Origin of the sequence: Pseudomonas sp. NPDC087817 (genome assembly GCF_044742875.1) — a bacterium.
Lineage (GTDB): Bacteria > Pseudomonadota > Gammaproteobacteria > Pseudomonadales > Pseudomonadaceae > Aquipseudomonas.
Genome location: NZ_JBIUVJ010000010.1, coordinates 38,152 through 63,693 on the forward strand (window position 1 = coordinate 38,152; position 25,542 = coordinate 63,693).

A 25,542-nucleotide genomic window follows, 5' to 3' on the forward strand; every position below is an offset into this window, starting at 1 on the left:
GTACGCACAATGGGCATCGTCAGCAAACTCAGCGAACACATCAAGCAGAAAGGACTGTCTGCCACCGTCAAAAAGGCCTGGAAGCACTACATCTTTTCCCACCAGGAGCTGCTGTGGATGGAGCGCGATCTGGTCAGCCCGGTGCCGCCGCACAGCCTCAAGCCCTACCCGCCGTTGCGGGTGGTGAAGATCACTGCAGACAACGCGAGCGCCTTCGCCCGTTACTTCGGCGACCGGGTCGGCACCATGGCGGAACTGGCCAACGAGGGCCACACCGGGCACATGCACCTGGACGATCAGGGCGATGCCGTGGCGTTTATCTGGGGCAGTGCGCGGGACTATTTCGACCGCCATTACTACGGCTGCCTGTTCCCGGTGAAACCCGGCGAGTTCTTCGAGTTTGGCGGTGAACTGACCCGTGCCTATTGGGGCTCTGAGCTGTCGGTGGATCTGCAACTGGAGCTGTGGAAAGCCATGGCCGCGCAAGGCTGTGACAAAGTCGTGGATGTCTGCGAGTTCCACAACATCCCGGCGCTCAAGCTGCACCTGCGCATGGGCTATACCGAACAGGGGCGGATCATGAACGTCTACACCCTGTTCAACCGCTGGCGCTTCTATCGCGAAACCCGCTACAGCGGCTCGCGTCTGGATGCCTTGCGCAAACCTTCCCGTCCACCTGTAACAGCTACGGCGGCCTGAGCCTATGGCGACGCGATTCGAATGGTGCACTTCACTGTGCGCCGCCGATTTCCCGGCAGCAGCGTATGAAGCGCTGCGCCTGCGGGTGACGGATCACACGCCGTTCAACAACCTCGGTTGGTTGTGTGCGGCCGAGCAGGCACTCGGTGAGGGTGAGCGTCTGCACATCCTGCTGGGTTGGGAGACGGATGAATTGCGTCTGTGCCTGCCGCTGGTGGCGAGTCGCGAGCGCTTTTTCGGCGTGCCGTTCCGGGTGCTGCACCACTTGGGTTATCCGCTGGCGGATCGCCTCGCGCTGCTGTCGCTACTGGACAGCGAAGGTATGCGCCAGGCGCTGTCGTTGATCCGCCAACGTGTGCCCCACGCGCAGCTGCAGCTCAATGAAGTGTCCGAGCCTGCCGGTGAGGAAAGTGTGCTGACCGAATGGATGACGCGCAGCTCCACCGCTGAGCGGCGCCTGAGTTGTCGGGTGCCGGTACATCTGATCAGCGAGGCGGATCATCAGGAAGTCTCCGGCGATCCACGCTACAAACTGCGCCGGGCGCGTAAACGGATTGCCGCGTGTGGCGCCGAGGTGCGGCGGATCATTCCGGATGCAGTCACCATGGGGCCCCTGTTGCAGGCGATCAGTGAAGTCGAAGCAGTGAGCTGGAAAGGTGACGAAGGCGTCGGGATTTTTGCCAGCGAACGCAGTCGACTCCTGATCGAGCGCGCCTTCACCGCCCTCGCCGGCCAAGGCCTGGTGCGGCTGGTGACGCTGGAGCTGAACGGGCGGTGCATCAGCTATCGGCTCGGTCTGCTCGAACAGAGTCGACTCTACGATTACAACCTCGCCTTCCTGCCGCAATACGCCGACCTGGGCAGCGGCCGGGTGTTGCTGGAGGAATGGATTCGCTGGGGGCTGGACGAGCACTGGCACTGGATCGATGCCTCGCGGGTCAGCCTGGAAAACTCCAGCCATCAACTGCATGAACGCATGACCGGACAACTGGAGCACTGGCGCTGGAGCTTTTACTCCTGGCGGCCGAGTGGCCTCGTCCTCGGTCTGGGCTTGCGACTGTGGCATCGACTCAAGCCGCGCGTGCAAGGCTGGCGGGCGCGGCGCGCAGAGCTTGCGAAACCCACACTGAAACCTGTCGCGATCACCACGGAGGGCGAACATGCCTCGCCAAGTCATAGTCAACGCTGACGATTTCGGTCTCAGCCCGAATGAAAACGCGGTGATCTTCGCTGCATTTCAGGCCGGGGTCATCAGTTCTGCCACGGCGATGGCCAACATGCCGGCGTTTGAAGCGGCGTGTGCCATGGCCCGGCACCCTGTGCTGGAAGGCCGGGTCGGATTGCACTTCAACCTGACTTACGGGCGCCCGTTAAGCCGGGCCATCCTGTTGCGCCGAACGTTCTGCGACAGCCATGGTGTGTTCGACCTCAGCCTGCCGCGCCACAGTCTGTGGCTCAGCCGTGAGGATCGTGACGCGGTGCGTGAAGAGTTGCAGGCGCAGTGGCAGCGTTGTGTCGACCATGGCGTGCGCCCGAGCCATATCGATTCGCATCAGCACGTGCATAACATCTGGCCGATCGGCGAAATCGTCGCCCGCTTCGCAGCGCATCAGGGCGTACCGATTCGGCTGGCGCGCAATCTGGGGCAAAACCTCAACCTGGCGAAACGGCTGTTCAAAGGTTTGCTCAATTGGCGTTTGCAGGTTCTGGCCGGTGTGACCGCTGACTATGTGTGCACGCCGATCGACTTGCGCAACGACTTCGCGCCGACCGACGGTGTGCTGGAAATCGTCGCTCATCCGACTCAGCTTGGCGACGATTTTGGTGACGCTTACCTCAACCCCGACGAATCCCTGAACCGCGTGCTAGAGCAGCGACTGGCGGGTATTCCACGGGTTTCCTACGCCGAATTGAACAAGGATTTTCTACGCGGTGCTGCGGCACTCGATTGACTTACATACCTTGCAATACTTTCAAAGATGGCACTTTGAAATGTACTCGCAAAGGTGATCTATACCCACAAAAGCACCATCCACAACACCCGGGCTGCGGCCACGGAGGGCATCATGAGTGTCATCGAAAAACTACAAGAACGCATCCGCCAGAAAGGCCTCGGTCGCACCTTCGGCACGTTGTGGAAACGCTACGTGTTCTTCCATTGGGAACTGCTGTGGATGGAGCGCGACCTGGTCAGCCCGGTGCCGCCGCACAAGCTGCGGCCTTACGCTGGCCTGCGCAGAGTCGACATCACGCCTCAGAATGCCGGGGCGTTCGGCAAGCATTTCGGTGATCGCGTGGAGACCATGGCGGAACTGGCCGCCGAGGGTCACACCGGGCACATGTACCTCGACGCTGACGGCCACGCGGTGGCGTTTATCTGGGGCAGCATTCGCGACTATCACGACCGTCACTATTACGGCTGCACCTTCCCGGTGAAGCCTGGCGAATTCTTTGAGTTTGGTGGCGAAATGACCCGCGCCTATTTCGGCAGCAGTCTGTCGGTGGACGTGCAGGTCGCGCTGTGGGAAGCCATGGCGGCTCAGGGCTGCAACAAGGTGGTGGATGTCTGCGAGACCCACAACATTCCGGCGCTGAAGCTGCACATCCGCATGGGCTACCACGAACAGGGGCGGGTCACTCACGTTTATTGCCTGTTCGGTCGCTGGAAATTCTTCCGTGAAAGCCGCTACGAGGGCTCACGTCTTGACCCACTGCGTAAACCGGGGCGGCCGGTGGTGAGTGCGGCGGCGCAGGCTTGATAAATCCTTGAAAGGGATGGCGACTATTCGGCCGCCATCGCTGGCAAGCCAGCTCCCACAGGGGTTGAGTTGTACTCAGTATTGCTTGTACGACACTAAAACTGTGGGAGCTGGCTTGCCAACCCCCTTAGGGTTTTGAGTTGTACTCAGTATTATTTGTACGACACTAAAACTGTGGGAGCTGGCTTGCCAGCGATGAGGCCAGTCGGCGCGATAAGGCATTCAGGCCTTAGTGGCGACCAGGGTAAAACACATCGGCATCTGCGCCTCTTGATTCAGATACTGGTCATACACCTCTTCCCGATTCGAATGCGCGTATTCCTTGAAATGCGCAATGCTCAGCCCTGCCCCGATAGCACCGCTGAAAATCGCCCCCAGCGTGTGCACAAACCAGTACGACTTCGCTGCCTGCTGTTCAACCTTGCCGACATAGACAATCGGTTCCTCCTGCACAAACGGTTCAGCGCGGAAGTACGAACTGGCGAGGCGATAAGGATCTTCCGCATCCGGATCAACCATTTCCAGAAACGGATGGGTTTCATAAATCACCAGTTTTCCGCCCGGCTTGAGGGTCGCGGCGACATGGCGGAAAAACTCGCCGATGTCCGGCATCCAGTTGAGAACACCAATGGTGATCAGCGCCACGTCGAAGCGATTCTGCAGCGATGCAGGCAGATGATGGATATCGGCTTCGATGAATTCGGCGTTGTGCGCTGAGCGGCGGTTCAGTTCACGGGCCTGCTCAAGGAACGCCACCGATTGATCAACACCGACAACCCCGCGCGCACCGAGGGCGAACAGCGACAGGCTTTCGCGCCCGTTGTTGCAGCCCAACTGGATCACGTCTTTGCCATCAACCCCGACTTGCTCCAGCAAGCCGCGCAACGTGTCGTCGAGGCAAGAGAATTCTGCCTGCGCAACGTCGTTCAACAAGGCCTGCCAGTCAGGCGAATCCTGATGATGGCGGGCGGAATCGTTCCACGCCTGTCGATTGCTCTCGATGGCGGTTTTATTGTTCGGCACTTCCATGGCGCACTCCGGACGATGCTCGTGATTGAGCGGATCCGAGTCTAGATCAGCCCGGCAATTACGGTTGTTGCAAACTTGTAAGCCAATTCGTGTAGGAGCTGCCGCAGGCTGCGATCTTTTGATCTTGTTTTTAAAGGTCAAGATCAAAAGATCGCAGCCTGCGGCAGCTCCTACATATCTGATTGTTTGAATGGCGGGCAGCTATAGTTAATAGCCTTGGGGAAAACCGCACTCGCAGGTGCCGCCATGCAAATGCTCGATCGGCTGTTGTTGACCGGCTGTCTGCTCGCTGCCAATCAGGCGCAAGCGCTGGACAGCAATTTTGTTTACTACGGGCCCAACCAGCCCTTTGCTCACCCTGCTCCGTATTCCTTGAACGCAACGCCGCCGAAGCCTTACGAGGACACGGCGCCGCAGGATTTTGTGGTGATTCCGGATGATCACGTGTTCTACGACTCGCAATTGCCCACCGTGGCGGATGCGACGGTGCGGGTGTTTATTCGCACGTACGATGCCGAGCGCGGGATTTACGTGAATGACGAGGTGCTGGATCCGGGTTGTTTGCTGGAGTGTCTGAGCCGGCAGCAGCATTGATCCTGATTACCAAGTATTAACCAGACGCCACAAAACCCTGTGGGAGCGGGCTTGCCCGCGATGGCGTCCTGTCAGCCGATCTATCTGGTGACTGACACTACCTCATCGCGGGCAAGCCCGCTCCCACAGGGTTTTGGGTGCAGGCGGTCACCACTTTTACCACTGCCGTTTATCCGGGCGGGCGAGGCCGAGTTTTTCGATGCGATAACGCAGCATGTCGCGGCTCAGGCCCAGCAGGCGCGCTGATTTGGTGACGTTCCAGTCGGTCTTATCGAGCATCTTGCGCACCATGTCGCGTTCGACTTCCGGCAGGTTCATCGATTCGGTGTTGCTCGCCGGTCGAGGTTCGTAGTGCATCGGCACTTCATGAATATGCAGCGGCGGTTCGTCGACCAGGCTCATGCACACGTTCAATTGATGCGCAGCAATCGTGTCGCTCGGTGCCAGCAGCACGGTCTGCTCAAGCATGTTGCGCAGTTCGCGCACATTGCCCGGCCAGGTATAACTGAGCAGCAACTCCTCGGCCTGCTGGCTGAAATGCAGATTCGGTTTGCCGTAGCGTTTGCCGTGGCTGGCGAGGAAGTGCCGCGCCAGCAGCAAGATATCGTCGCCCCGGGCGTACAGGCGCGGCACTTTGATCGATATGATCCGTAACCTGAAAAACAGGTCACGGCGAAATTTGCCCTGTTGCACCATTTGCTCAAGGTTGCAGTTGGTCGCGCTGATCACCCGCAGATTGACCTTGCGCTCCTTCACCGAGCCGACCCGGCGAATTGTCCGGTCTTCCAGAAGCTTCAAAAGCTTGGCCTGCAAAAGCAGATCCATCTCGCCGACCTCATCGAGAAACAGTGTGCCGCCATCTGCCGCTTCCACCAGACCGACGCGACGGTCCTTGGCATCAGTGAACGCGCCCTTCTCATGTCCGAACAGCTCCGACTCCACCAGATTCGACGGAATCGACGCGCAGTTGAATTCAATAAACGGCCCCTTGCTACGCGGCCCATCGAAATGCAGGGCGCGAGCTACCAGTTCCTTGCCGGTGCCGGTCTCGCCTTCGACTAAAACCGGCGGCAGATCGGTGTTGGCCATGCGCCGCTCGGCGTCGAGCAACTGCCCGATGGTGTTCTTCAGATACTGCATCGGTGCCGAGTCGCCAATCAGCGCCTGCACCCCGGATTTCTGCGCCTCGCGGTCCTGGTAGAACGACAGCGTGCGCTCCATCCGTTCGGTGGCCAGAGCCTTGTCCAGCAGCAGTTTGAGTTCCGGCAACGCGACCGGTTTGGTGACGTAGTGAAAGGCGCCCTCCTTCATCGCCACCACGGCATCTTCGACGTTGCCGTAGCCGGTCATCATGATCACTTTCAGATCTGGCGCGCTGATGCGCAGCTTCTGGATCAGGTCATGCCCACTCATGCCCGGCAGCGAGTTGTCGGTCAGCACGATGTCGGGCATGAAGCTGTTCAATTGCTCCAGCGCATCTTCAGCCGAATGGCAGACAGTCACCTCGAAGTCCTTGCGCTCCAGGTAGGTCTGAATATTCTCGGCCAGCAGTTCGTCATCCTCGACCAGCAGAATGCTGTGTTCCATATTCCCCTCCCGTTGCCACTTTGAAGTTGAGACTGACGCGGGTTCCTTCCTGCTCGCGGCTGGTCAGCACGACCGAACCTTCGAAACGCTCCATGATGCGTTTGACCAACGCCAGGCCAACCCCGAGGCCGCCCTGTTTGGTGGTGAAAAACGGTTTGAACACCAACAGTTGCTGCTGCGCACTCATGCCCTTGCCGGTGTCGCTCACGGTCAGGCGCACACTGTCGGGCTGCGGCGATTCGAATTCGACGCTGAGCACACCGCCCTTGGGCATGGCTTCCAGGGCGTTGGCAAACAGGCTATTGAGGATTTGCGTGAGCAACACCTTTTGACTGACGACCGGCGCGCAGTTTTGCGGAGTGAATCGCACTTCGACGTTGCTGCGTTTGATCAGCGCCTCGAAGGCGCCAAAGGTGTCCTCGACCGCCATCAGCAGGTCAACCGCCTCGCCGTCGTCATTCATCGGCCGCAGCGACACCAGCAATTCGCGCACCCAGCGCGACATGCGATCGACCTGGCTGATGATGTCGCCAATGTTGCGTTGCGCGCCCGGGCTGGCGATTTCCTGGGCCAGTTCGGCGCTGGAACGAATGGTCGCCAGCGGATTGCGCAGGCTGTGCGCCACCGCCGAGGACATCTCGCCGAGGGCGACAAAGGTCTCATTGCTGATCAACTGTTGCTGTTGGCTCTGCAGCAGTTTCGCCGCGCGGCGGACGATCCAGAACAACGCCAGAAAGATCGCCGCACCGCCGAAACACGTGGCGGCCCAGATCGAGGCAAATCCACGGTCGATGCGGTCGACCAGATCCGCCGGTTCCTTGTAGATCTCGACCATGGCCACGACTTTGCTTTTGTCGGCGTTGAACATCGGGATGTAGTTCTCGATGAACAGATACTTCGGTTCGCGCAACAACTGCTGCTCGGGTTTCTCATCGTCGATCTTGTGATAACTGGAGGACACCGCGACTTTCATCTCGAACGATTCGTCGAGTTCGTCGTCATCCTCGAATTTGACTCCGATCAGCTCGGGATTGGTCGACCAGATTACCGTGCGATCCAACGCATACACCGTGGCCAGAAGAATGTCTGGCAGGTGTTCGATATGGTCGAGAAACTCCGCGCGCGCCGCTGCATGGGCAACGGGATCGACATCGGGAAAGTTGTCGTCCTGGCGTGGATCGAGCATTTCGCCCATGGTGCGTGCCGGGGTGATGCCTGCGTGGCGTATTTCCGCCGAGCCAATGGCCTGAACGAATTGCGCGGTCAGCAAGGCGTCGCGCTCGACACTTTCGGTCACCACAAAACGCGTCGAGATGTACCCCAGCCCCACCGCCACGACGGCGATGATCAAAAAGCTCGCGAGCGAGAACCAGCGCAGCAGATTGAACTGTTCGCGCCAGCTCTTGCCCATTGCCGCCGGCGTGTCCGGCGCGGAGGTTTTTTGTATTTCCAGTCGCTGCATGGGAGTGCCCTGGAGGTTTTGTATCGAGCCAGTTACAGCCATCAGTGTAGGTGGCTCTGACCGCGACACACGGTTCAATGATGCTATTTCGCCGCTACCGCATCTGACTCACCGTCGCGGCTGCATGGTCCGGTTTTACTGGCGTCAATGCACCGTCGGCCATGGCATTGGCGGACGGTTGCTGGCGCTCGGTTTCGTCGCTGAGGAAGTCGATGATCGACTGCGCAGATGCCTCGTCGAGGCGCAGGTTGGGCATCGGAATTCGCTCGAACTGTTCGTAGAGTTGCAGGGCAGTCGGGTCTTTTTCCGCGAGCAGGCGATCCGGTTCGCGAATCCAGCGATTCAGCCACTGCGGATCACGGTTGCGGGTCACTCCGATCAGGTCCGGACCGATGCTGCGCATGCCAAGGCCCTGGCCATCCATGGGGCCGAGGCTGTGGCACGAGGCGCAGCGGGTGCGGAACAGTTCTTCGCCATTGCTCGGCGGGCGAATGTCCGGGGCGTCGGCGTAACTTTCTTCGATGCTCGGCTGTTTCCAGTTCTGCAGAGTGTTGGCCAATTGATCGGCGAGGATCCACGGATTCTCGAAGGGCGAGGCTTTCATCCAGCGCCCGGTGGTCTGGTTGCCGACGATCAGGCTGAGGTTGTGATCCTTGCTGCGGCCGTTGTCGACGCCTTCGATGAACAGCCCGAGCTTCTTGCGCAGGTCGGTGACGTCTTCGAATTCGCCAGTGAGAAACTTCCAGCCGGGGCCGACCTTGAAGCGCTGCGCATAGGCCTTGAGCACTTCGGGGGTGTCGCTGAGCGGGTCGATGCTGATCGAGTAGAAAAAGATGTCCTGGCCGACCCGATCACCGAGGAGTTTCTGCACCTGACGCAAGCGCGCGGTTTCCAGTGGGCAAGAGTCGCTGCAGGACGTGAAGATGAAATTGATCACCACCACTTTGTCTTTGATCAGGTCATCGAAAAAATGCACCTGCCGACCGTCCTGATCAGTCAGCAAGGTGTTGGGGAAATAGTCGCCTCCCCACGGGGTGGCGGATTCGCTGGTCGCTGCCGTTGCGTCAACGCTGGCCTGGTGCGCGAGCAGCACGCGGCTGCCGAGCACGCAGGCCACCAGCACCAGCACCAGGTGCATGCCCAGCGCCCGGGAGCGCGGGGTATGCAGCGGTTGGCTGTCACCGTGGCGGCGGTTCATGGCTTGACCACCACTTGCGGGCCGTAACCGTCGCCATTGCGGAAGGTTGGCAGCGCGGCGGAGTTGACGTAGCGCACGCCGTCCCAGCTCGGCAGAGGCGTCGGCATCAACTGCAGTTGCCCGGGTTTTTCAAGGTCCCAACGCAGCAGCATCGAGTTGTCTTCGTGCTGGGTGTTGTGACAGTGCTCCATGTACGTCCCGGCGAACTCGCGAAAGTTGATCGCCATTTCGACGTTGTCCAGGCCATCGGCTTCGGAACCGATCCGGTAGACGTCCTTGCGCGCCCATTTCTCCCATTCCGGTGGTGCCTTGCCGCCGCGACTGAGGATGATCCCTTCTTCGAAGTGCACATGCACCGGATGGCTCCAGCCCTTGCCGCCGGCCTTGATGTTCCAGACTTCCAGAGTACCGAATCCGGTGACGCCGGCATCGGTCGGGCCGCTGGACAACTGGGTCGAGGCGTTCAGGCGACGTGGGTCCATGTGGTAGCCAAAACCACCATCGGTCTTGACCGTCCACGGCGCTTCATCGGTGCCATCGGCGCGGCCAAAGGTGAAGGTACGGTGGCGAGCCTTGGCCAGCAGCGCCTTATCGGCAGCGTTGTCGCGATGGATCTTCAGCGGGATCATCACCAGCCCTTCAGCCTTGCCGGGTTTGGCCGGTTCGTAGGCTGCCGGGTTCATCGCCAGATCCTGGCCGGTGTAGGCCTTGACGTTGAGTTGCAAAACCTTGCCCACCGCCGGATCGCCCTTGTCCCACTGCGGGCCCTTGCTGGTTTGCTTGATCACCGGCAGGTATTTCTCCGAGAGCACATCCGCCAGCGGGATCATTTCTTTCGGGCCTTTGCCGTCGTCCTGCGCCTGCAGGTTGAGGAAGAACAGCTTGTCGCCAGGCTTGATGCCGTTTTTCGAGAAGTTGACGATGATGTCGAAGCGCTCGGCGATGCCTTGGGTCGGCAGGATCGCGTTGTGGTTCTGTTTATCGCCGTCGGCGTCGAGGTCCATGCTGCCGTCGAACGGCACGCTGTGTTCCATAATGTTGCCGTCGTTGGCGATCATGTGGAACGGCACGCGGCTGTACGTCAGACCCGAGTTTTTCGGCCCTTGGAACTCTCCGCCACTGCCTTTGATTTCCCGCACCAGCGCCAGTTTGAAATAGCGCGACACCGAGCCATTGAGAATGCGGAAGCGATAGCTGCGTGCGCGCACGTCGAGGGTCGGTTTCCACTGCCAGTTGACCAGCACCTGATCGCCGATGAAGCCGTCGGTGTTGAACGGGTTGAACCACAACTGACCTTCCTGATCCCAGGCCTTGTCGGCGAACACCAGGTTGATGTCGTAGTCGCGGTTACCCCACGGCAAGGCACTGCCGCTGGGGAAGCGCAGGTTGACACCGTCGTTGACCGACTCGTTGCCGCGATCCAGCGCGCTGTAGTAGTTCATCATCGCCGCGTTGCCCTTGTAGACATTCTGCGCGGTGAAATCGAGCATGTGGTCGTGGAACCAGTGGGTACTCATGGTTTCGCGCCAGTCGCCCCGGATCTTGATGGTGCCGTTATTACAGGTCTTCTTCGCCGGGGCCAGATCGTTGACCCACAGGGTCTCGCCCGGCGCACAGGGGAACGCCGCGCGCGGGTCTTCCGCCTTGGTGTTGATGCTGTCGTAACCGGCGAGCTGGATCGGCCAGCGATAATCGTAGTACTGGCCGGGGAAGAAAAACGCGTTGGCATAGCCGTCACTTTCCGCCGGCGCGTGGCCGTTGTGCTCGTGGGTGCTGATGGTGTGCAGGCCGAAACCACGGTTGGCCGACGGGTCGATCGGCAAGCCGTTGTAGTGGCGCATCATCACCGGTTGGCCGTAGCGCACCATCAACAGTTTCGGCGGCAGCGTGCCGTCGAAGGTCCATACCGAATTGTGGTTCTGCACCGGCATGTTCGGGTGGAAGCGCGGGTCGACGCCTTTGGCGGTGCCATCGGTCGCCGGTACGCCGGCGACGTTGTGGTACAGACCGCCGGGGCCGAACTCGCCCAGGGCATAGCCGTGCATTTGCCGACTGTCACGCAGGCCGCCGTTGAGGCGCGCGCCGGTCTGCACGGTTTTGTAGGCGACTTGCGGGTAGAACTCGTTCCAGCGCTGGTGCGACCAGCCTTTTCCTGGCGGCCGTCCTTCAGCGGAGGAGCCGATGTGGCGGTTGAGGAACACTTCGATCTGCGCCTGCCACGGATTGCGGTCGACAACGTTGGAGAACTGGCTGGGGAACGGCGTCAGCCCCGGTTGGCGCAAGAACGCATCGAGCGCCGTGCCGGGTGGTGCGCTGCGGGCGATGTTGTTCGGGTCCTGCGCGGGTGCCGGGCCGATCGCGGCCGGCGGAAAGGGCAACGGTGCGGCCGGGGTGGTCGGGTCGAGTTTTTCCGGGCCGAATTCCTCGAACAGCAGCAACTGCTGGCTGAACGGCTGTGCGCCATAAAGCGGGCTGGGTTTGCCGTTGGTGGGGTAGTTGAAACTGGTCTGCACGGTGGGCGGCAGAACGTTTTCCGTGCGGGTCGAGTCTCGCGTGCCTTTGACCCCGTCGGGCAAATCGAAGGAGTCTTCGTTGGCCTCGGGCATGGTCAGGATGGCGTTGAGGGCGGTCGGCTCGTCCGCCGGCTCGTCGTAGTACGCCGACGGATCGGACGTTTCGGGCTGGCGTTCATCATCAATCGGGCTCGCCTGAACCACGGTCATGGTGCCGAGGGTCAACATCAGAAAGACGCTCAGTGGCGTCAACCGGAAGGTATTGCTTAGGTCACGCGTTGCTCTGTCCATCACCAGCCGCCTCATCAAGGAAGGGGTGATGGTGTTTTGCAACTAGTGCGCCAAGAATTTATTTCCAGTTGTTACAGGGGCTTGGGGACGCTGTGGGTTCCCCCACTCCCCGGTGACCGGGGCTTGACACCCATTGGTGGGGGGAAGTTCATAAAATTATCGAGCGTATGAATTCTTGTGGCGAGGGAGCTTGCTCCCGCTCGACTGCGCAGCAGTCGTCAACATGGCTTCTTGCTCGTTCCCACGCTCTGCGTGGGAATGCAGCCCGGGACGCTCTGCGTCCCATTGGAACGCGGAGCGTCCCTTGAGGCATTCCCACGCAGAGCGTGGGAACGATCATGCACAGGGGGAAGGTGTAAATCAGGGGACGCGTTGGAAGGCCAGGCGCACGGTGGTGCCCTCGCCTTCGCGGCTGTCGAGGGTCACGCCGCCGCCGAAGCGCTCCATGATGCGTTTGACCAGCACCAGGCCGACGCCCAAGCCCCCCGATTTGGTGGTGAAAAACGGCCGGAACGCCATGGTCCGTTGTTCCTCGTTCATGCCTTTGCCGGTGTCGCTGAGCACCACGCATACACCACGGTCGCCGCTCGGCTCAAGGCTGACGGTCAACGTGCCGCCCTTGTCCATCGCCTCCAGCGCATTGGCCAGCAGGCTGTTGAGGATCTGCGTCAACTGCACCGGCTGACTGAGCACCATCGGTGTGTGCTGCGGATGAAACACCACTGTAACGCCGGCCCTGGCGATCTGCTGTTCGAAGGCGACGAGGCTTTCGTGCAACGCCGCCACAAGGTTCACCGGTTCCGGGTCATCGTTGAGCGGACGCAGCGATTGCAGCAACTCGCGTACCCATTTCGACATGCGGTCGACCTGGCCGATGATGTCCTTGATGTTCTTTTCAGCCGGGCCGGCGTCGAACTCCAGTGCCAGTTCGGCACTGGAACGGATGGTCGCCAGCGGATTGCGCAAGCTGTGCGCGACCGCTGAGGACATCTCGCCGAGGGCAACAAAGGTTTCATTGGCGATCAGTTGTTTTTGCTGGGCGGCGAGCAGAATCGCTGCGCGCCGCACGATCCAGTACAGGCCCAGATAAATCAGTCCGCCGCCGAGCGCGGTGGCCAGCCAGATCAAGGTCAAACCGCGCTCTATGCGCGCGATCAGGTCTTTGGGTTCCTTGTAGATCTCGACCATCGCCGTGACGTTCTTGCCCTCGGCGTCGAACAGCGGAATGTAGTTCTCGATGAAGATGTAATCCGGCGGGATGATGAACTTCTGTTCCTCCCGGGCCTTGTCAACGTCGTGGTAGCTGGCCGACACCGGAATCTTTTCATTGAACGCGCGATCGAGGTCTTCGTCGGCATGAATGCTGGTACCGACGAGCGCCGGATTGGTTGACCAGATCACCAGCCGGTCCGGCGCGTAGATATTGGCGAGGATCACGTCCGGCAAGTGTTCGATGTGATCGAGAAATTCCCCCCGCGCCCCTGCCCGGGCCTGCGGATCGACATCGGGGAAGTCCTTGTCCTGACGCGGATCGAGCAGTTCGCCCATGGTGCGGATATTGGGAATCGACACGTGGCGCACTTCGGCGGACGCGATGGCCTGGATGAATTGCGCGGTGAGCAAGGCATCGCGCTGCACACTTTCATCGATCACGAAACGCGTTGAAACCATCCCGAGTGCGATGGCCACGGTGCCGATCACCGCCATGCTGATCAGCGAAAACCAGCGCAGCAGGTTGAACGGTTGCTTGCGCGAACCCAACCGTAGCGTGCCCTCCTCAACCGGAAGCGATTTCGACTGCATATTCATGGCGGCGACTTCCCGATACGTCCCTATAGGGTTATAGCCCACGGGTGGGGGTTTGCCCGGATGCGGGGATATCGACCCGATTGCGCTGATCCCACAAACACCAAAAACCCTGTGGGAGCTGGCTTGCCAGCGATGGCGGTTTGTCTGTGCCGAGGATGTCGACTGATCCATCGTCATCGCTGGCAAGCCAGCTCCCACAGGATTTACGGTCGTTCACATATTTAGTGTTCACCTAAGAACCCTGTAGGAGTGAGCCTGCTCGCGATGGCGGTGGGTCAGTCAACATTTTTGCTACAGGAAGACCGCTATCGCGAGCAGGCTCACTCCTACAAGGGTCGGTGTACGACAGATGTTCAGTGTTCATCCCCACCGTCCCCGATTCTGGGGAATGACGCCCTTTCCCCGCAGGCCACAAACTTCGCCAAAACGCCCGCCAAACCCTCTAAACCGGCCCTCTCCCGCCCGTCCACCGCACCTTGGCATGGAAGGTGTACAGGCCCTGTGCAACTGACCCATCCCCAAGGGGCAGGTACTTTGATAGAGGGATTAACTCATGCACCCTTTACTGTCCAAAACCGCGACCGTCCTGGTCGTGAGCGCCTTGGCCCAGGGCATTGCTCAGGCCGCTTTGTTTGCTGTTGACCCCGGTCCTTATGCGGCGGCCAACGGCGGTTTCGCCAGCTGGTATCAGGACACCCACGGTCGCACTCTGGATCTGTGCCTGTCCAAAGCGCTCAGCTCGCGAGTGCCAAGCACACCGGGCGCACCTTCGTACATGTGCTCCCTGCTGCCGACCCCCGGCGTGTTCGACGACACCCAGCCAATCGTCTTCCCGAGCAACTTTCCCGATGAAGCGTTTTGGTTCACCGGCGAAACCAACCTTGTCGACGCCGCACGCGGGATCGACCTGACCTACGTCAGCGCCGTCGAAGCCGCGTTCGCCGCCGAAGAACCGGTGGAAGGTGATCAAGTCAGCTTCGCGCGGATCCGCATTCGCGTCGATGTGCCCACTGCCGGCACCTACGTCATCACCCACCCGTATGGTGTTGACGTGTTCAACATCGACACCCCCGGCCGTCGCGCGATCAACATGACCCGCGACATCGGCATCGGCACGCCGAAAACCTATGACGGCGCGCTCAAGGGTGACATCGGCCCGTTTCTGCGCAGCGTCAACGGCCCGTACACCGAGACCAACCCGGTCACCGGCGCCGCCGAACAATTCGTCGGCGACCCGAACCTGTCCGAAGCGGTGACCGGTAGCCCGTTCAACACCAACTACGTGCGTATTGAAGGCCCGAACGGACTGGACCTGCGCACCACCGCATTCGCCGTCTCCGGCAAATTGTCGACGGTGGTCCGGCCAACGCCAATGATCACACAGCGCAGCACTTACTCGCGCAAAGCGGGGACCAGCGCGCCGGTCGCTCAGCAGGACGTTTTCGTCCAGGCGCCGCCAGCGCCCGGCACCGTCGCCGTGACCAGCACCACACCGGTGCTGAACATGACCGAAGCCAACTCCACCGGCGCCTGGTACGCGCAATCGTCGGCCAACCCGACCTTGCCGAGCGTCCTGCAAGTGACCGCCGACAACCACCTGGCCATCGCCAGCAGCACGCCGACCACCCTGCCCATGACACTGACCGACCTGGTAGTGATCCAGCGCGCCGAGTACAGCCTCAGCTCCGGGCAACTGACGTTGGTGGCCTCGACCAGTGACGAAACCTCGCCACCGGTACTCACCGCAACCTCCATCAGCGGCGCCGCGATTGGTGCGCTGAGCGGCGACGGCGCGGTGAAAACCCTGGCCACCGGGATCTCGCCGATACCGCCAGCCAAGGTCCGCGTGACGTCGTCCAACGGCGGCAGCGATACCGAAGAAGTGGTCATCGTGCAATGAACGCTCACATGCCCAGATCCGCATCAGGAGGCATCATGAACAAGTGGCCACGCTTCGCGCTCAACGCGCTCGGGCTCGCTCTCTCGCTGACCGGCAGTGCCTATGCGCAACTCGCCGCCGTCGACCCCGGCCCCTACACCTTCGCCACCGGGAAATTCCCGATGTGGTATCAGGACAGCAATCAACTGTCGATGGAACTCTGTCAGTCGCGTGCCGCCAGTTCGCGGGTAGCGGCCAGCACCCCACCGGCCTACATGTGCACCCTGCTGCCGGAACCGGGCATCTACGACGACAGCCTGCCGATGGTGTTCCCGGACAACTGGCCGCCGGAAGCCTTCTGGTTTCTCGCCGAAACCACTATCCCCAACAACGGCGCCGGCTTTGGCATGGACGCTTATGTCGCCGGGATCGAAGCGGCGTTTGCCTCGGAAAACCCGACGGATGGCGATCAACAAAGCTTCGCGCGGATCCGCATCCGGGTGAACGTCCCCGTGGCCGGCACCTACACCATCACTCACCCGTATGGTGTGGAGACGGTTAACGTCACCACCCCCGGGCGCCGGGCGATCAATATCACCAAGGACATCGGCATCGGTGCGCCGGGCGACTTCAGCGGCACCCTCAACGGCGCCATAGGGCCGTTCCTGCGCAGCATCAACGGCCCGTACACCGAAGTGAACCCCGATACCGGCGGCGTCGAAACCTTCGTCGGCGACCCGAACCTCACCGAAGCGGTGACCGGCAGCCCGTTCGACACCAACTTCGTACGCATCGTCGGGCCGTCCGGCGCCGGTACGATTCAGACCAACCTGTTCACCGTCGCCGGCAAGGTGCTCGACAGCCGTCAGCAAACTCACGTCGACATCGACCGCGCCACCTATCGCCGCACCTCGGCCGGGGTGCGTGCCGAAGTGTTCGCCAAGGCTGACAGCAGCTCGACCCTGTGTTTCCGTGAAACCGTGGCGCTACTCCCCGGCCCACCACCAACGCCGTGCCAGACCAGCCTGACCGGTGACAACACCGGGCTGTTCTTCGGCCAACGCCTGGGCAGCGGTGCCGTGCCGCCCGTGGTGGTGGTGACTGCGACCAACCCGGCCGGGACCACGCGTCCGACCGCTGTGTCGGCCAAGCTCACCGACGTGGTGAAAGTGCAGACCGCGCGTTACAGCTGGGCCAATCACAGCCTGCTGATCGAAGCGACATCGACCGATGAAGTGGCGGTTCCGGACATGGTTGCCCAAGGCTATGGACGCCTGTCGAAGACCGGCACCCTGCAGCGCATCACCGTCGCCGACCTGACTCAGCCACCGGCCACCGTGACGGTGAAATCCGCCGCCGGCGGCAGTGACACCGAGCCCGTTGTCGTCGTCGGCACCGCACCGGACACCGGCGCCAACCAGGCGCCAATCGCCAACGCCGACACCGGCAGTACCAGCTTCGGCGTGCCGGTGACCGTCAACCTGCTGGCCAACGACAGCGATCCCGACGGCAACACGCCGCTGAGCATCACCGCATTGACCCAACCGGCAGCCGGCCAAGGCACCGTCGTGCTCAGTGGCACCACAGCCGTGGTCTACACCCCACCCGCCGTGGTCAACGCGCCACTGACCACGACCTTCACCTACAAAGCGCAGGACGCCAAAGGGCTGGCCTCGGCCAATCCGGCCACTGTGACCATCACCGTCGCCCCGAACCAGGCGCCCACCGCCGTCGCCGACAGCATCGCAACGGCAGGCCTGACCGTGCCAATCAGTGTGCTGGCCAACGACACCGATCCGGAAGGCAACGTGCCGCTGGCCGTGGCCAGTGTCACCCAGCCGGCGCTCGGTCGCGGCAGCGTCACCACCGACGGTACCGTGGTCACTTACACCCCACCAGCCGTCATCCTGACCGCCTTCACCACGACCTTTACCTACGTCGCCCGGGACAGCTTCGGCGCCCTGTCGACACCGGCCACGGTCACCGTGCAGGTGTCGCCAAGAGCGCCAGCGGAGAACTTCGCCGTCACCACCGCCACCGTGACCGCACGGGCCGGTAATCGCTTCACCTGGGACTTCTCGGGAACGTCCTCGGTGATCCTCGGCAACACCGTCACCGTGCAGGTCACCACACCGACCGGCCTGGTGACCCTCGGCACCACGACCGTGCCACTGACCGGTCGCTGGAGACTGACCGTCACCAACACCACCGTGGTGCCGTCGGCCAACCCGACCGCAACGATCCGCACGACGCCTGGCACCGTGCGCACCGTCCCGGTCACCGTGCAGTAACCCTCCGCCCCCACCACCCGGTCATCGCGACCGGGCCGGTGGGCCAGTTTTCATGACCCGGGATTTTCGCCATGAACACGCCGACCGCCGCCCTGCTTTGCCTGCTCCTGCTGTGCAGCAGTGCAGGCGTGCGCGCCGACGACCTGATGGACAACGACGACCTGGCCCCGACCAGCAGCGACCTCGGCGAACTGCCCCCACCCGTGGGTCAGCAAGCCCTGATCGACCAGCTCGGCCAGGCCAACGTCGCCCTGCTGCAACAGAACGGGCAGTCGCTGCTTGGGCAGATCGTGCAGTCGGGCAGCAATCAGGAAGCGTACATCCTGCAACAGGGCAGCGACCTGATGGCGCTGATCAACCAGAACGGTTCCGGCAACGCCGCCTCGATCACTCAGAACGGCAACCACAACCGCGCGCAGATTTCGCAAAACGGCAACAACAACGACGCCAGCATCGAGCAGGCCGGCGCGGGGCTGCAAAGCGCCGTGACCCAGTCGGGCAACGGCATGAGCGTTTCGGTCAAGCAATACCGCTAAGCACTGCAAATCATCGGAGAGTTCAATCATGTTCAAACTGACGCCCCTCACCGCCGCCCTCCTGGTCATGATCAGTGCCCAGGCCATGGCCGACGACAGCCTGTCCAACCAAAGCCAGGCCGGTACCGCCAACATCGCGGATGTGAAACAGACGCAGGCCCCGTTCAGCACCGCCACCCAGACCCAACTGGGCCAGGGCAACGACGCCGCCGCCGTGCAAGACCACGCCAGCAGCGTGATCACCCAGGACGCGGTCGGCGACTACAACGCCGGCTACGCTGAACAACTTTACGAAGACAACGCCACCATCACCCAGCAACAGGTCGGCGCCTTCAACACCGCCCACGCCAGCCAGTCACTGGGCTTCGGCTCACCGAACAGCGCGCTGCAACAACAGCAAGGCACCGGCAACTTCTCGTTGGTCTATCAGGATTCGCAAAACGGCAGCGAAGGCAAAACCTTCCAGTACGGCGACAGCAACGAAGCCAACATCGAACAACTCTATGAAGGCGTCGGCAACAGCTCAGTGATCACCCAGTACGGCACCGCCAACTACGGCACCGCCGAACAAGTCACCCACAACGGCGGCCAGATCGGCATCAACCAGGCTGGCGAAAGCAACTACGCCTACGGCGACCAACGCAACGGCACCGGCGGCAACATCACCATCAACCAGTTCGGCAACCTCAACGGCACCGAAATCTGGCAAGACTCGCAACTGGCCAGCCAAGCCACCATCAACCAATACGGCGACAGCAACGAAACCGTGGTCGACCAAAGCTTCGGCGAAAACAACAGCGCCGCCGTGACGCAGGTCGGCAACAGCAACGCGATCTACGCCGACCAGTTCGAATCGATCAACTCGACGCTGGCGCTGTATCAAGTCGGCAACGGCAACGTGCACTTCACCTACCAAAACGGCGAGGGCCACGTGCTCAGCGCCACCTCCGTGGGCAACGAAAACAAGGTCTACGCCAGCAACTGGAAAGGCCCGCAATCGGGTGGGCAGTTCGGCAGCAACCAACGCGCGACAGTGACTCAGGCGGGCAATGGCAACATCGCCAGCTTCACTCAGGATGGGGTTGGGCATGTGATGACCACGCATCAGACCGGGACCGGCAACAAGACCACGGTCAGTCAGGCCGAGTCGTATAACGAGCTTTATTTTGATCAGAATGGCAGCGACAACATTTTGATCTCGGATCAGCGCGGGACCGGCAACCTGGTGCAGGGCTCTTCGAATGGAACGGGGAACAGCGCCGAATTTGATCAATCGGGGTCGGGGAACCAGGCGTATACCGCGCAGTTGTATGGCAGTGATAACCAGATCACTGTGAAACAGGCGGATACGATGAACGTGGCGTATGTGACCCAGGGCGGGACGGGGAACATTGCCAATGTGGATCAGAGTGGGGTTACGCAGACGGCGAATATTCAGCAGTTCGGGTCGGCTAACCAGGCGACGGTTTTGCAGCAGTAGGGGTTGGGTGTTGGAAAACCGCGACCTGCTGAGGGTCGCGGCTTTTTTTGCGCTGACGCTTGAGTTGCGTCCTACGGAAAACGGAACGTTTTCAGAAATTCGGGGAGTTTTCTGACAAGTTCTGGCGGTTGGCCGTCGGAAGTACAGGCTCTAGGATTTGCCGGGACAACTTGATCCTCATGGAGCTTGGCCTACATGCAATTCATCCAGACAGCGACGACATCGATACCGTTAACGAATAGACTTCGAGGCACCAAACCCGGAGGTTCCATGATCGACCCGTCTTTGATCGACCCACTGTGCCCGGTTGTTTCGGATCTTGATCCCGAGGAGCAGGCTGCAAGTTATGACCGTTGGTTTCGGGCCGAAGTACAGGCCTCTCTCGATGATCCGCGTCCGAGTATTCCCCATGAGCAGGTGATGGAGGAAATAAATGCCTTGATGGAATCAATGCGCAAAAGCGCTGATGCAGATTAAGTGGCGACCCAAGGCCAGGGTCGAACTCTCGAAAATCCTTAAGTACATTGGCGAGCGAAATTTTGTAGCGGCGACTGCACTTCACAAGTCCGTCGTAAAAACTACATCTGCGCTTTGTTGGCATCCACACCTGTATCGCAAAGGCCGCTCTCCCGGCACTCGAGAGATTGTCGTAAGCCCGAACTATCTCGTCGTTTATCAAGTGGCGGACCACATTGAGATTGTGAGCATCTTGCATGCGCGTCAGGAGTACCCTCGACGCGACCCCGGTTAAGATCGCTTCCTCGTCTCAACACAAGAAACCGTGCTTCCCGTGGAAGTACGGTTTTTTTTGTATCTCAGTACTCAGTTAATTGAGATGAAATATGCGATTTATTGCAGCTCGAGCCTTCTTGCCGTCAGCCTCGTAAAGTCCCTGTAACAAAACCTGATCGTTTAACCGATGGAGGCGAAAATGGTTGTAGAAGGCTTGTCCCAATCGCTGGTTATCAAAAGAACCCATTTCCCACAGAACTGAGAATTCTGCATAGGCTGCGCTGTCGATTTCGAGTGGTGGTGAAAGGTCCATACGCTCCTCAAAAAATAGTTAGCCGTCAGGAAGCAGTAGAGTAGCCAAAATCGGCATTACGCTTTTGATCGTTCCCACGCTCTGCGTGGGAATGCCTCTCGGGACGCTCCGCGTTCCAACTCGCGAATTTGACGCAGAGCGTCAAGGGCTGCATTCCCACGCAGAGCGTGGGAACGATCAATCAGCCATCCTTCAACTCGACGTGATCCAGCGCTTGATTGACGGCGAGTTCGCCCAGCATGACGACTTGAGCGATGCCCAGTGCGGTTTTGCGCTGTGAGTTTTCCAGCGAAGCGGCGAAGTTGATGAGCATTTCGCTGGCCGAGCCGAGGGTTTCGCTGGCGTTCGCGAGCAGGGATTCGGTGTTGTACCTGGGGTTGGCGAGGTACATGGGTTCCGGCTCGTTGGCGCTGGACATGATGTGGGCGGTGGGCTTGAGGTAGAAATCGAGGGCGCGGTCGGCGGCTTCGTGGAGTTTTTTGCTGTCGACGGAGGCGTAGGGGGATGTGGTGTTGGTGTCTGGTTCTGGGGGGTTGGGTGTTGGTTTTTTCATGATTATTTACCCTGTATGACGGTTATAGCTGGTCCCCCATTCGGTTTCCAAGCGAATAGGTGGCAGCTGTACGCAGGTTGGAAACCCGGGACAGAGGCAACCCGGCAGACACAAGGTCTCCCACGCACAGCCGCCATAACAAAGTGCACACAGTGAAGGTGCGCAAGGATACGTTATGAATGGCGCTAGTGCGCTCTGTAGTTACTCGGGTTTCCACGCCCGGTCACTGAATTGGCAGCGACGAACACAGGCTAGTGACCGGACGTCCGACGGACAACCTGAAAACCTTGTGGGAAGGTTCTGCAAAAACGAAACATCCTTTAAACATCCCGAATTGAAATACGCATGTGTAGGAGCTGCCGCAGGCTGCGATCTTTTGATCTTGATCTTGATATTCATCTTAAAAAATCAGAGTCAAAAGATCGCAGCCTTCGGCAGCTCCTACAGTGAATGTGTGCAACCGGCGGGAATTGGTCGGCTCGTAGATCGCCATCGCTGGCAAGCCAGCTCCCACAAGGATTTGGGTACATCCGCAATGGCAACTGAGTCTGAGAGATAGCTATCGCGAGCAGGCTCACTCCTACAATTGAATCGCGCTCTGTCAGCAAGAGATTGGTCGGCTGTAAGGCCGCCTTCGCGAGCAAGCCAGCTCCTACGAAGATCAAAAGCCGAGCACGCTGTGCTCCTCACCACTCAACAGGATGAGCGTTAGCTCGGCTGCAGCTCTTGATCTTGATCCACGGGCGACGTCGGAAGGCTGAGTGGAGGGATTGATCCGGGCGTGGGAGCGCAGCGACCGTTTGGCGCAGCCAAACACAGCGAGAGGAGGTGCAGCGAAGCAAACCGTAGGCGCTGCGCCCGGATCGATCCCGCAGCGAAGGAACCCCGAGCCCCAGCGAGCGGGCCGCACGCAGGAGCAAGCCTTTTTGGTTACTTTTTCGGCGTCTGGAAAAAGTGACCCGCCGTAAGGGCGGAACCCTAAGCAGCCATTACCGCAGAAACGGATATGTACTCAATCAGAAAGAACCCCACCGCCTGACAAAAAGCCTTCGCGAGCAGGCTCGCTCCCACAGTTGAAACTGGGTACATCTGCCAGAGATTGGTCGGCTATAAGGCCGCCATCGCTGGCAAGCCAGCTCCCACAGGTTTTGGCGACTTTCTCAATATCATCAGCCCCGCCAACCTCTGCAAGAACCTGGTCGGCCCGAAGGCCGCCACGTTCACTCGGCATCCGGATCAACCTTGTTCTGACTCAAATACCGATTCAACACATCATCCTGCCCAGGCGTAGAAGCGTCCCCCGCGACCTGCCACAACCGCCGCTCAATCCCCTGCGCCACCATATGCCCCACCGCCGCCTCAATCGCCGACAACACACACAACTGCGCCGGCTCATTCGTCGTATACCCAACCTCAGCCTCAAGCAACTTCTTGAACTCGATAAACTTGAAAATCCCGGCACTGCGCGCCACCGAATAAATCGTCTTGCTGGTCATCACATTCGCCAACACCTGCCCGCTGCGCACATCCACCGCACGCAAATTCACCGTCACCTGATCCACCCGATACTCACGCTGCAAATCGATCCCCAAATACCGTGCCCCTTCCCCACCGCTACGCACATTCGTGTCATAAGCGATGATCCCGCCCTCGAGCATCATGTTCGCCGCCTGCAACGGTGGCAGCTCACCCTGAATATTCACCGGCGTATTCGGCTTCTTCTGCGACGCGCGAATGATCTTGCGCTCGGTCAACAGGTTCTGCAGACCTTCCCGCTCCAACACCACAAACCAGCCACTGGCCTGCATCGCGTCCATCAACATCGACGCCGCGCCCTGGGTCACGCTGGTGGAAAACGAACTCGCTGGCGTCGGCTTGTACTGCCCGGTCTGATCACGGAAGCCGTACACCACCGCCATCAGCCGCCCCTTGGGGCGCGGCATCTTCAGCAAGTCGTAATAAGTCGAGGCCCTTGGAGTCAGGGTCGGGGTTTCGGTGTCCTGCTCGGCCGGCATCGGCTCACGCAGACTGCACCCTTGTAATGTCGCCAACATCAGCCCTAGCGCGATTATTTTTTTCATGTCCATCACTCCCCGGAACCGTCAGCCCGTCATGGGTTGAGGCCGTTCACCTGAATTTCCGAAACCTCACCGGTCGCTCGATCGGTCACTTCAATGCTCAGTGCCCCGGAGTCGTCGATGACGTTGACGATAAAAGAGTCGGTGGACAGGCTCCCCGTGTTGCCAGTGGAGATGTTGTCCAGCAACTGCCCTAGCAGCCGCGATTGCAATTGACTGGTGAAGCGCTCCAGCGCCGAAGTGCCGGCCACGCTCGAACGGCTTTTCAGGTCCGGATCGTCGTGATCGTTTTGCGCCTGGGCGTTGTTGAGCAACCAAGTGCCGTTGAGCGGATTGCCGCCAAACGACGGGTTGACCGGCGTGTAGACCAGTTCAGTGGCCTGGACAGCCGCGGCGCTGGCGAGCCCGATCAACAACCCCGAGATCCAGAATCCGCTGCGCCGTGAGAACGTTGTGCTGTTCATAGTTCGTCCTTCTCAAGGTCGGTGGTGTCCTGCAACAGAGCCTCCAGCTTGCGCTGGACAACCTGGCGTCGAACCCAGTCGGCGGCCGCGTAGGCCTCGTCCTTCAGTTCCACGGTGTTCGGCGGCAGGAAGCGCCGATACACCAGGCGTTGCTGATATTCCACGGTCACCAGGCTGCCCCAGCGCGCGTCGGGACGCTCGCGCACTACCAGGTTGAAATCCATCGGGCTGGTGTCGCGCAGGCGTTCACTGAACGAGTAGTAAAAGTCGTGGCCGATGTGCGAGATCGTGTCGTCGACGATAAAGCCCATCATTTCGTCTTCTTCACCGGCATTGGCGCAGCACGCCGCAACGGCGAGGGCCAGCGCGCACCACCATTGGCGAGTCATGGCTGCAACGCCTGCGGCAGATTCGACTGGCCTTTCGCCGGGCCATTGGTGCCCTCAAGGAAGGCCTTTTCGGCAACAAACTGCCAGTCCGAATAACGCTGCATGCCTTCGAAATCCGACCACTGCGTCGGGAAGTCCGCCTGCTTCAATGGCAGCTCGATCGACGGGCTGTTGAGGCCAGTGATGCGTCCGTCGAAACCGCGTTGCAGCGCCCATTCACCCTGACCGATCGGGTCCGGATAGAGCTGACGCAAGTGATGTTTGGCCTCGGGAAAACGCTGATCGTCGAGCAGGTCCACCAGTTCTTTCGGGTACTGCGCCAGCCCCGGCGAACTGCGGTAGTAGCTGCGCAACGCCTGTGCGTATTGAGTACCGACCCAGAGCAACTGGCGCTCCCGGTCACGGCGCGAGGCGGTCGACCACAACTCGCCAGCACTGGCCAGGCCCATGCCCATCACCACTATCAGGAACAGCACGCCCAAGTAGGTGAAGCCACCCTGCTGCGCGCGGTTACCACTCGGCATACTGGCTGCCATCACGCGCCCTCCCGGTAGCACCGCTTTTGATGTCGGCCACGCCACCGGCGACGCCGTCCGGTGGCGCGATCAGCACCCACTGGTCTTTGCGTTCGGTGATTGGGTCCAGTGGTGCGCTGCGCAAGTAACGTTGTTCGATCAGTTGTTCAATGGAATCGGGGTAGCGGCCGGTGTCGCCGTAAAAGTGATCCAGCGCCTCACGCATCGCCGACAGGCTCTGGCGCAACGTGGTTTCCTTCGACGCTTCAAGGCTGTTGAAGTAGCGCGGCAGCGCGATGGTCATCAGCGTGGCGATGATCGCCATCACCACCATCAGCTCCAGCAAGGTAAAACCTTTTTCCCGGCGCATG

24 protein-coding genes are annotated in these 25,542 nt (G+C 60.5%); 11 read left to right on the plus strand and 13 right to left on the minus strand.

Features of this window, described 5'->3' with window-relative positions; all coding sequences use genetic code 11:
* Window positions 1-9: 9 nt before the first annotated feature.
* The 4 genes from ACIONG_RS10990 to ACIONG_RS11005 all read left to right on the plus strand — a co-directional run bounded on the left by ACIONG_RS10990 (window position 10) and on the right by ACIONG_RS11005 (window position 3,458).
* The gene (locus ACIONG_RS10990; RefSeq protein ID WP_213028207.1) at window positions 10-699 is read left to right on the plus strand and encodes an N-acetyltransferase; all 690 of its coding nucleotides are present in this window, start codon (window positions 10-12) and stop codon (window positions 697-699) included.
* Between the two features lie 4 nt (window positions 700-703).
* Complete coding sequence (locus tag ACIONG_RS10995) at window positions 704-1,888, plus strand: GNAT family N-acetyltransferase (protein WP_401299143.1); 1,185 nt, start codon at window positions 704-706, stop codon at window positions 1,886-1,888.
* Window positions 1,860-2,651, plus strand: a complete 792-nt coding sequence (locus ACIONG_RS11000; protein WP_401299146.1) for a ChbG/HpnK family deacetylase — start codon at window positions 1,860-1,862, stop codon at window positions 2,649-2,651. The genes ACIONG_RS10995 and ACIONG_RS11000 overlap by 29 nt, the downstream gene beginning before the upstream one ends.
* Before the next feature lie 114 nt (window positions 2,652-2,765).
* Window positions 2,766-3,458, plus strand: coding sequence for an N-acetyltransferase (locus tag ACIONG_RS11005; RefSeq protein ID WP_401299149.1), 693 nt, complete (start codon window positions 2,766-2,768; stop codon window positions 3,456-3,458).
* A gap of 222 nt (window positions 3,459-3,680) precedes the next feature.
* Here the strand turns inward: ACIONG_RS11005 and ACIONG_RS11010 are convergent, their stop codons facing one another.
* Window positions 3,681-4,487, minus strand: coding sequence for a class I SAM-dependent methyltransferase (locus ACIONG_RS11010; protein ID WP_103305815.1), 807 nt, complete (start codon window positions 4,485-4,487; stop codon window positions 3,681-3,683).
* A gap of 246 nt (window positions 4,488-4,733) precedes the next feature.
* On the opposite strand from ACIONG_RS11010, the gene ACIONG_RS11015 reads away from it, so the two are divergent.
* Entirely contained in the window at window positions 4,734-5,081 is a 348-nt protein-coding gene (locus ACIONG_RS11015; protein ID WP_401299153.1) for a hypothetical protein, read from the plus strand.
* A gap of 156 nt (window positions 5,082-5,237) precedes the next feature.
* On the opposite strand, the gene ACIONG_RS11020 is transcribed toward ACIONG_RS11015, so the two are convergent.
* The 5 genes from ACIONG_RS11020 to ACIONG_RS11040 all read right to left on the minus strand — a co-directional run bounded on the left by ACIONG_RS11020 (window position 5,238) and on the right by ACIONG_RS11040 (window position 13,941).
* Window positions 5,238-6,668: a sigma-54 dependent transcriptional regulator gene (locus tag ACIONG_RS11020; protein ID WP_103305813.1), complete on the minus strand. Its 1,431-nt coding sequence runs from the start codon at window positions 6,666-6,668 to the stop codon at window positions 5,238-5,240.
* On the minus strand, window positions 6,637-8,130 hold the full coding sequence (locus ACIONG_RS11025) for a sensor histidine kinase (RefSeq protein ID WP_401299157.1): 1,494 nt from the start codon (window positions 8,128-8,130) through the stop codon (window positions 6,637-6,639). The genes ACIONG_RS11020 and ACIONG_RS11025 overlap by 32 nt, the downstream gene beginning before the upstream one ends.
* Window positions 8,131-8,224: 94 nt before the next feature.
* The gene (locus tag ACIONG_RS11030; protein WP_103305811.1) at window positions 8,225-9,328 is read right to left on the minus strand and encodes an SCO family protein; all 1,104 of its coding nucleotides are present in this window, start codon (window positions 9,326-9,328) and stop codon (window positions 8,225-8,227) included.
* Window positions 9,325-12,132, minus strand: coding sequence for a multicopper oxidase domain-containing protein (locus ACIONG_RS11035; protein ID WP_401299160.1), 2,808 nt, complete (start codon window positions 12,130-12,132; stop codon window positions 9,325-9,327). Before ACIONG_RS11035 ends, ACIONG_RS11030 begins: the two co-directional genes overlap by 4 nt.
* A gap of 360 nt (window positions 12,133-12,492) precedes the next feature.
* On the minus strand, window positions 12,493-13,941 hold the full coding sequence (locus ACIONG_RS11040) for a sensor histidine kinase (RefSeq protein ID WP_103305809.1): 1,449 nt from the start codon (window positions 13,939-13,941) through the stop codon (window positions 12,493-12,495).
* A gap of 553 nt (window positions 13,942-14,494) precedes the next feature.
* On the opposite strand from ACIONG_RS11040, the gene ACIONG_RS11045 reads away from it, so the two are divergent.
* The 6 genes from ACIONG_RS11045 to ACIONG_RS11070 all read left to right on the plus strand — a co-directional run bounded on the left by ACIONG_RS11045 (window position 14,495) and on the right by ACIONG_RS11070 (window position 20,878).
* Window positions 14,495-15,841: a hypothetical protein gene (locus tag ACIONG_RS11045; RefSeq protein ID WP_401299163.1), complete on the plus strand. Its 1,347-nt coding sequence runs from the start codon at window positions 14,495-14,497 to the stop codon at window positions 15,839-15,841.
* Window positions 15,842-15,876: 35 nt separating this feature from the next.
* Window positions 15,877-18,111, plus strand: a complete 2,235-nt coding sequence (locus ACIONG_RS11050; protein WP_401299166.1) for an Ig-like domain-containing protein — start codon at window positions 15,877-15,879, stop codon at window positions 18,109-18,111.
* A 71-nt stretch (window positions 18,112-18,182) separates the two neighbouring features.
* Complete coding sequence (locus ACIONG_RS11055) at window positions 18,183-18,647, plus strand: curlin (RefSeq protein WP_401299169.1); 465 nt, start codon at window positions 18,183-18,185, stop codon at window positions 18,645-18,647.
* Window positions 18,648-18,675: 28 nt separating this feature from the next.
* Entirely contained in the window at window positions 18,676-20,127 is a 1,452-nt protein-coding gene (locus tag ACIONG_RS11060; protein ID WP_401299172.1) for a curlin, read from the plus strand.
* 270 nt (window positions 20,128-20,397) lie between these two features.
* Window positions 20,398-20,604: a hypothetical protein gene (locus ACIONG_RS11065; protein ID WP_034152589.1), complete on the plus strand. Its 207-nt coding sequence runs from the start codon at window positions 20,398-20,400 to the stop codon at window positions 20,602-20,604.
* On the plus strand, window positions 20,594-20,878 hold the full coding sequence (locus ACIONG_RS11070; RefSeq protein WP_082341417.1) for a type II toxin-antitoxin system RelE/ParE family toxin: 285 nt from the start codon (window positions 20,594-20,596) through the stop codon (window positions 20,876-20,878). The genes ACIONG_RS11065 and ACIONG_RS11070 overlap by 11 nt, the downstream gene beginning before the upstream one ends.
* 75 nt (window positions 20,879-20,953) lie before the next feature.
* Here ACIONG_RS11070 and ACIONG_RS11075 read toward each other — a convergent pair whose 3' ends face one another.
* The 7 genes from ACIONG_RS11075 to ACIONG_RS11105 form a co-directional block, all read right to left on the minus strand.
* The gene (locus ACIONG_RS11075) at window positions 20,954-21,172 is read right to left on the minus strand and encodes a hypothetical protein (protein WP_034152590.1); all 219 of its coding nucleotides are present in this window, start codon (window positions 21,170-21,172) and stop codon (window positions 20,954-20,956) included.
* A gap of 181 nt (window positions 21,173-21,353) precedes the next feature.
* Window positions 21,354-21,725, minus strand: coding sequence for a DUF6124 family protein (locus ACIONG_RS11080; RefSeq protein ID WP_401299176.1), 372 nt, complete (start codon window positions 21,723-21,725; stop codon window positions 21,354-21,356).
* Window positions 21,726-22,945: 1,220 nt separating this feature from the next.
* Complete coding sequence (locus ACIONG_RS11085) at window positions 22,946-23,806, minus strand: CsgG/HfaB family protein (RefSeq protein WP_401299179.1); 861 nt, start codon at window positions 23,804-23,806, stop codon at window positions 22,946-22,948.
* Between the two features lie 29 nt (window positions 23,807-23,835).
* Window positions 23,836-24,267: a curli assembly protein CsgF gene (locus ACIONG_RS11090; protein ID WP_016987875.1), complete on the minus strand. Its 432-nt coding sequence runs from the start codon at window positions 24,265-24,267 to the stop codon at window positions 23,836-23,838.
* Window positions 24,264-24,656, minus strand: a complete 393-nt coding sequence (gene csgE, locus ACIONG_RS11095) for a curli production assembly/transport protein CsgE (RefSeq protein ID WP_103305800.1) — start codon at window positions 24,654-24,656, stop codon at window positions 24,264-24,266. The genes ACIONG_RS11090 and csgE overlap by 4 nt, the downstream gene beginning before the upstream one ends.
* Complete coding sequence (locus tag ACIONG_RS11100) at window positions 24,653-25,192, minus strand: type II secretion system protein (RefSeq protein WP_103305799.1); 540 nt, start codon at window positions 25,190-25,192, stop codon at window positions 24,653-24,655. The genes csgE and ACIONG_RS11100 overlap by 4 nt, the downstream gene beginning before the upstream one ends.
* Window positions 25,167-25,541: a type II secretion system protein gene (locus ACIONG_RS11105; RefSeq protein ID WP_064588154.1), complete on the minus strand. Its 375-nt coding sequence runs from the start codon at window positions 25,539-25,541 to the stop codon at window positions 25,167-25,169. Before ACIONG_RS11105 ends, ACIONG_RS11100 begins: the two co-directional genes overlap by 26 nt.
* Window position 25,542 lies beyond the last annotated feature (1 nt).

Excerpts from the sequence above, each read along its gene's own strand:
- ACIONG_RS10990 (WP_213028207.1), top strand. The coding sequence starts at position 10 with ATGGGCATCGTCAGCAAACTCAGCGAACACATCAAGCAGAAAGGACTG.
- ACIONG_RS10995 (WP_401299143.1), top strand. The coding sequence starts at position 704 with ATGGCGACGCGATTCGAATGGTGCACTTCACTGTGCGCCGCCGATTTC.
- ACIONG_RS11000 (WP_401299146.1), top strand. The coding sequence starts at position 1,860 with ATGCCTCGCCAAGTCATAGTCAACGCTGACGATTTCGGTCTCAGCCCG.
- ACIONG_RS11005 (WP_401299149.1), top strand. The coding sequence starts at position 2,766 with ATGAGTGTCATCGAAAAACTACAAGAACGCATCCGCCAGAAAGGCCTC.
- ACIONG_RS11010 (WP_103305815.1), bottom strand. The coding sequence starts at position 4,487 with ATGGAAGTGCCGAACAATAAAACCGCCATCGAGAGCAATCGACAGGCG.
- ACIONG_RS11015 (WP_401299153.1), top strand. The coding sequence starts at position 4,734 with ATGCAAATGCTCGATCGGCTGTTGTTGACCGGCTGTCTGCTCGCTGCC.
- ACIONG_RS11020 (WP_103305813.1), bottom strand. The coding sequence starts at position 6,668 with ATGGAACACAGCATTCTGCTGGTCGAGGATGACGAACTGCTGGCCGAG.
- ACIONG_RS11025 (WP_401299157.1), bottom strand. The coding sequence starts at position 8,130 with ATGCAGCGACTGGAAATACAAAAAACCTCCGCGCCGGACACGCCGGCG.
- ACIONG_RS11030 (WP_103305811.1), bottom strand. The coding sequence starts at position 9,328 with ATGAACCGCCGCCACGGTGACAGCCAACCGCTGCATACCCCGCGCTCC.
- ACIONG_RS11035 (WP_401299160.1), bottom strand. The coding sequence starts at position 12,132 with ATGGACAGAGCAACGCGTGACCTAAGCAATACCTTCCGGTTGACGCCA.
- ACIONG_RS11040 (WP_103305809.1), bottom strand. The coding sequence starts at position 13,941 with ATGAATATGCAGTCGAAATCGCTTCCGGTTGAGGAGGGCACGCTACGG.
- ACIONG_RS11045 (WP_401299163.1), top strand. The coding sequence starts at position 14,495 with ATGCACCCTTTACTGTCCAAAACCGCGACCGTCCTGGTCGTGAGCGCC.
- ACIONG_RS11050 (WP_401299166.1), top strand. The coding sequence starts at position 15,877 with ATGAACAAGTGGCCACGCTTCGCGCTCAACGCGCTCGGGCTCGCTCTC.
- ACIONG_RS11055 (WP_401299169.1), top strand. The coding sequence starts at position 18,183 with ATGAACACGCCGACCGCCGCCCTGCTTTGCCTGCTCCTGCTGTGCAGC.
- ACIONG_RS11060 (WP_401299172.1), top strand. The coding sequence starts at position 18,676 with ATGTTCAAACTGACGCCCCTCACCGCCGCCCTCCTGGTCATGATCAGT.
- ACIONG_RS11065 (WP_034152589.1), top strand. The coding sequence starts at position 20,398 with ATGATCGACCCGTCTTTGATCGACCCACTGTGCCCGGTTGTTTCGGAT.
- ACIONG_RS11070 (WP_082341417.1), top strand. The coding sequence starts at position 20,594 with ATGCAGATTAAGTGGCGACCCAAGGCCAGGGTCGAACTCTCGAAAATC.
- ACIONG_RS11075 (WP_034152590.1), bottom strand. The coding sequence starts at position 21,172 with ATGGACCTTTCACCACCACTCGAAATCGACAGCGCAGCCTATGCAGAA.
- ACIONG_RS11080 (WP_401299176.1), bottom strand. The coding sequence starts at position 21,725 with ATGAAAAAACCAACACCCAACCCCCCAGAACCAGACACCAACACCACA.
- ACIONG_RS11085 (WP_401299179.1), bottom strand. The coding sequence starts at position 23,806 with ATGAAAAAAATAATCGCGCTAGGGCTGATGTTGGCGACATTACAAGGG.
- ACIONG_RS11090 (WP_016987875.1), bottom strand. The coding sequence starts at position 24,267 with ATGAACAGCACAACGTTCTCACGGCGCAGCGGATTCTGGATCTCGGGG.
- csgE (WP_103305800.1), bottom strand. The coding sequence starts at position 24,656 with ATGACTCGCCAATGGTGGTGCGCGCTGGCCCTCGCCGTTGCGGCGTGC.
- ACIONG_RS11100 (WP_103305799.1), bottom strand. The coding sequence starts at position 25,192 with ATGGCAGCCAGTATGCCGAGTGGTAACCGCGCGCAGCAGGGTGGCTTC.
- ACIONG_RS11105 (WP_064588154.1), bottom strand. The coding sequence starts at position 25,541 with ATGCGCCGGGAAAAAGGTTTTACCTTGCTGGAGCTGATGGTGGTGATG.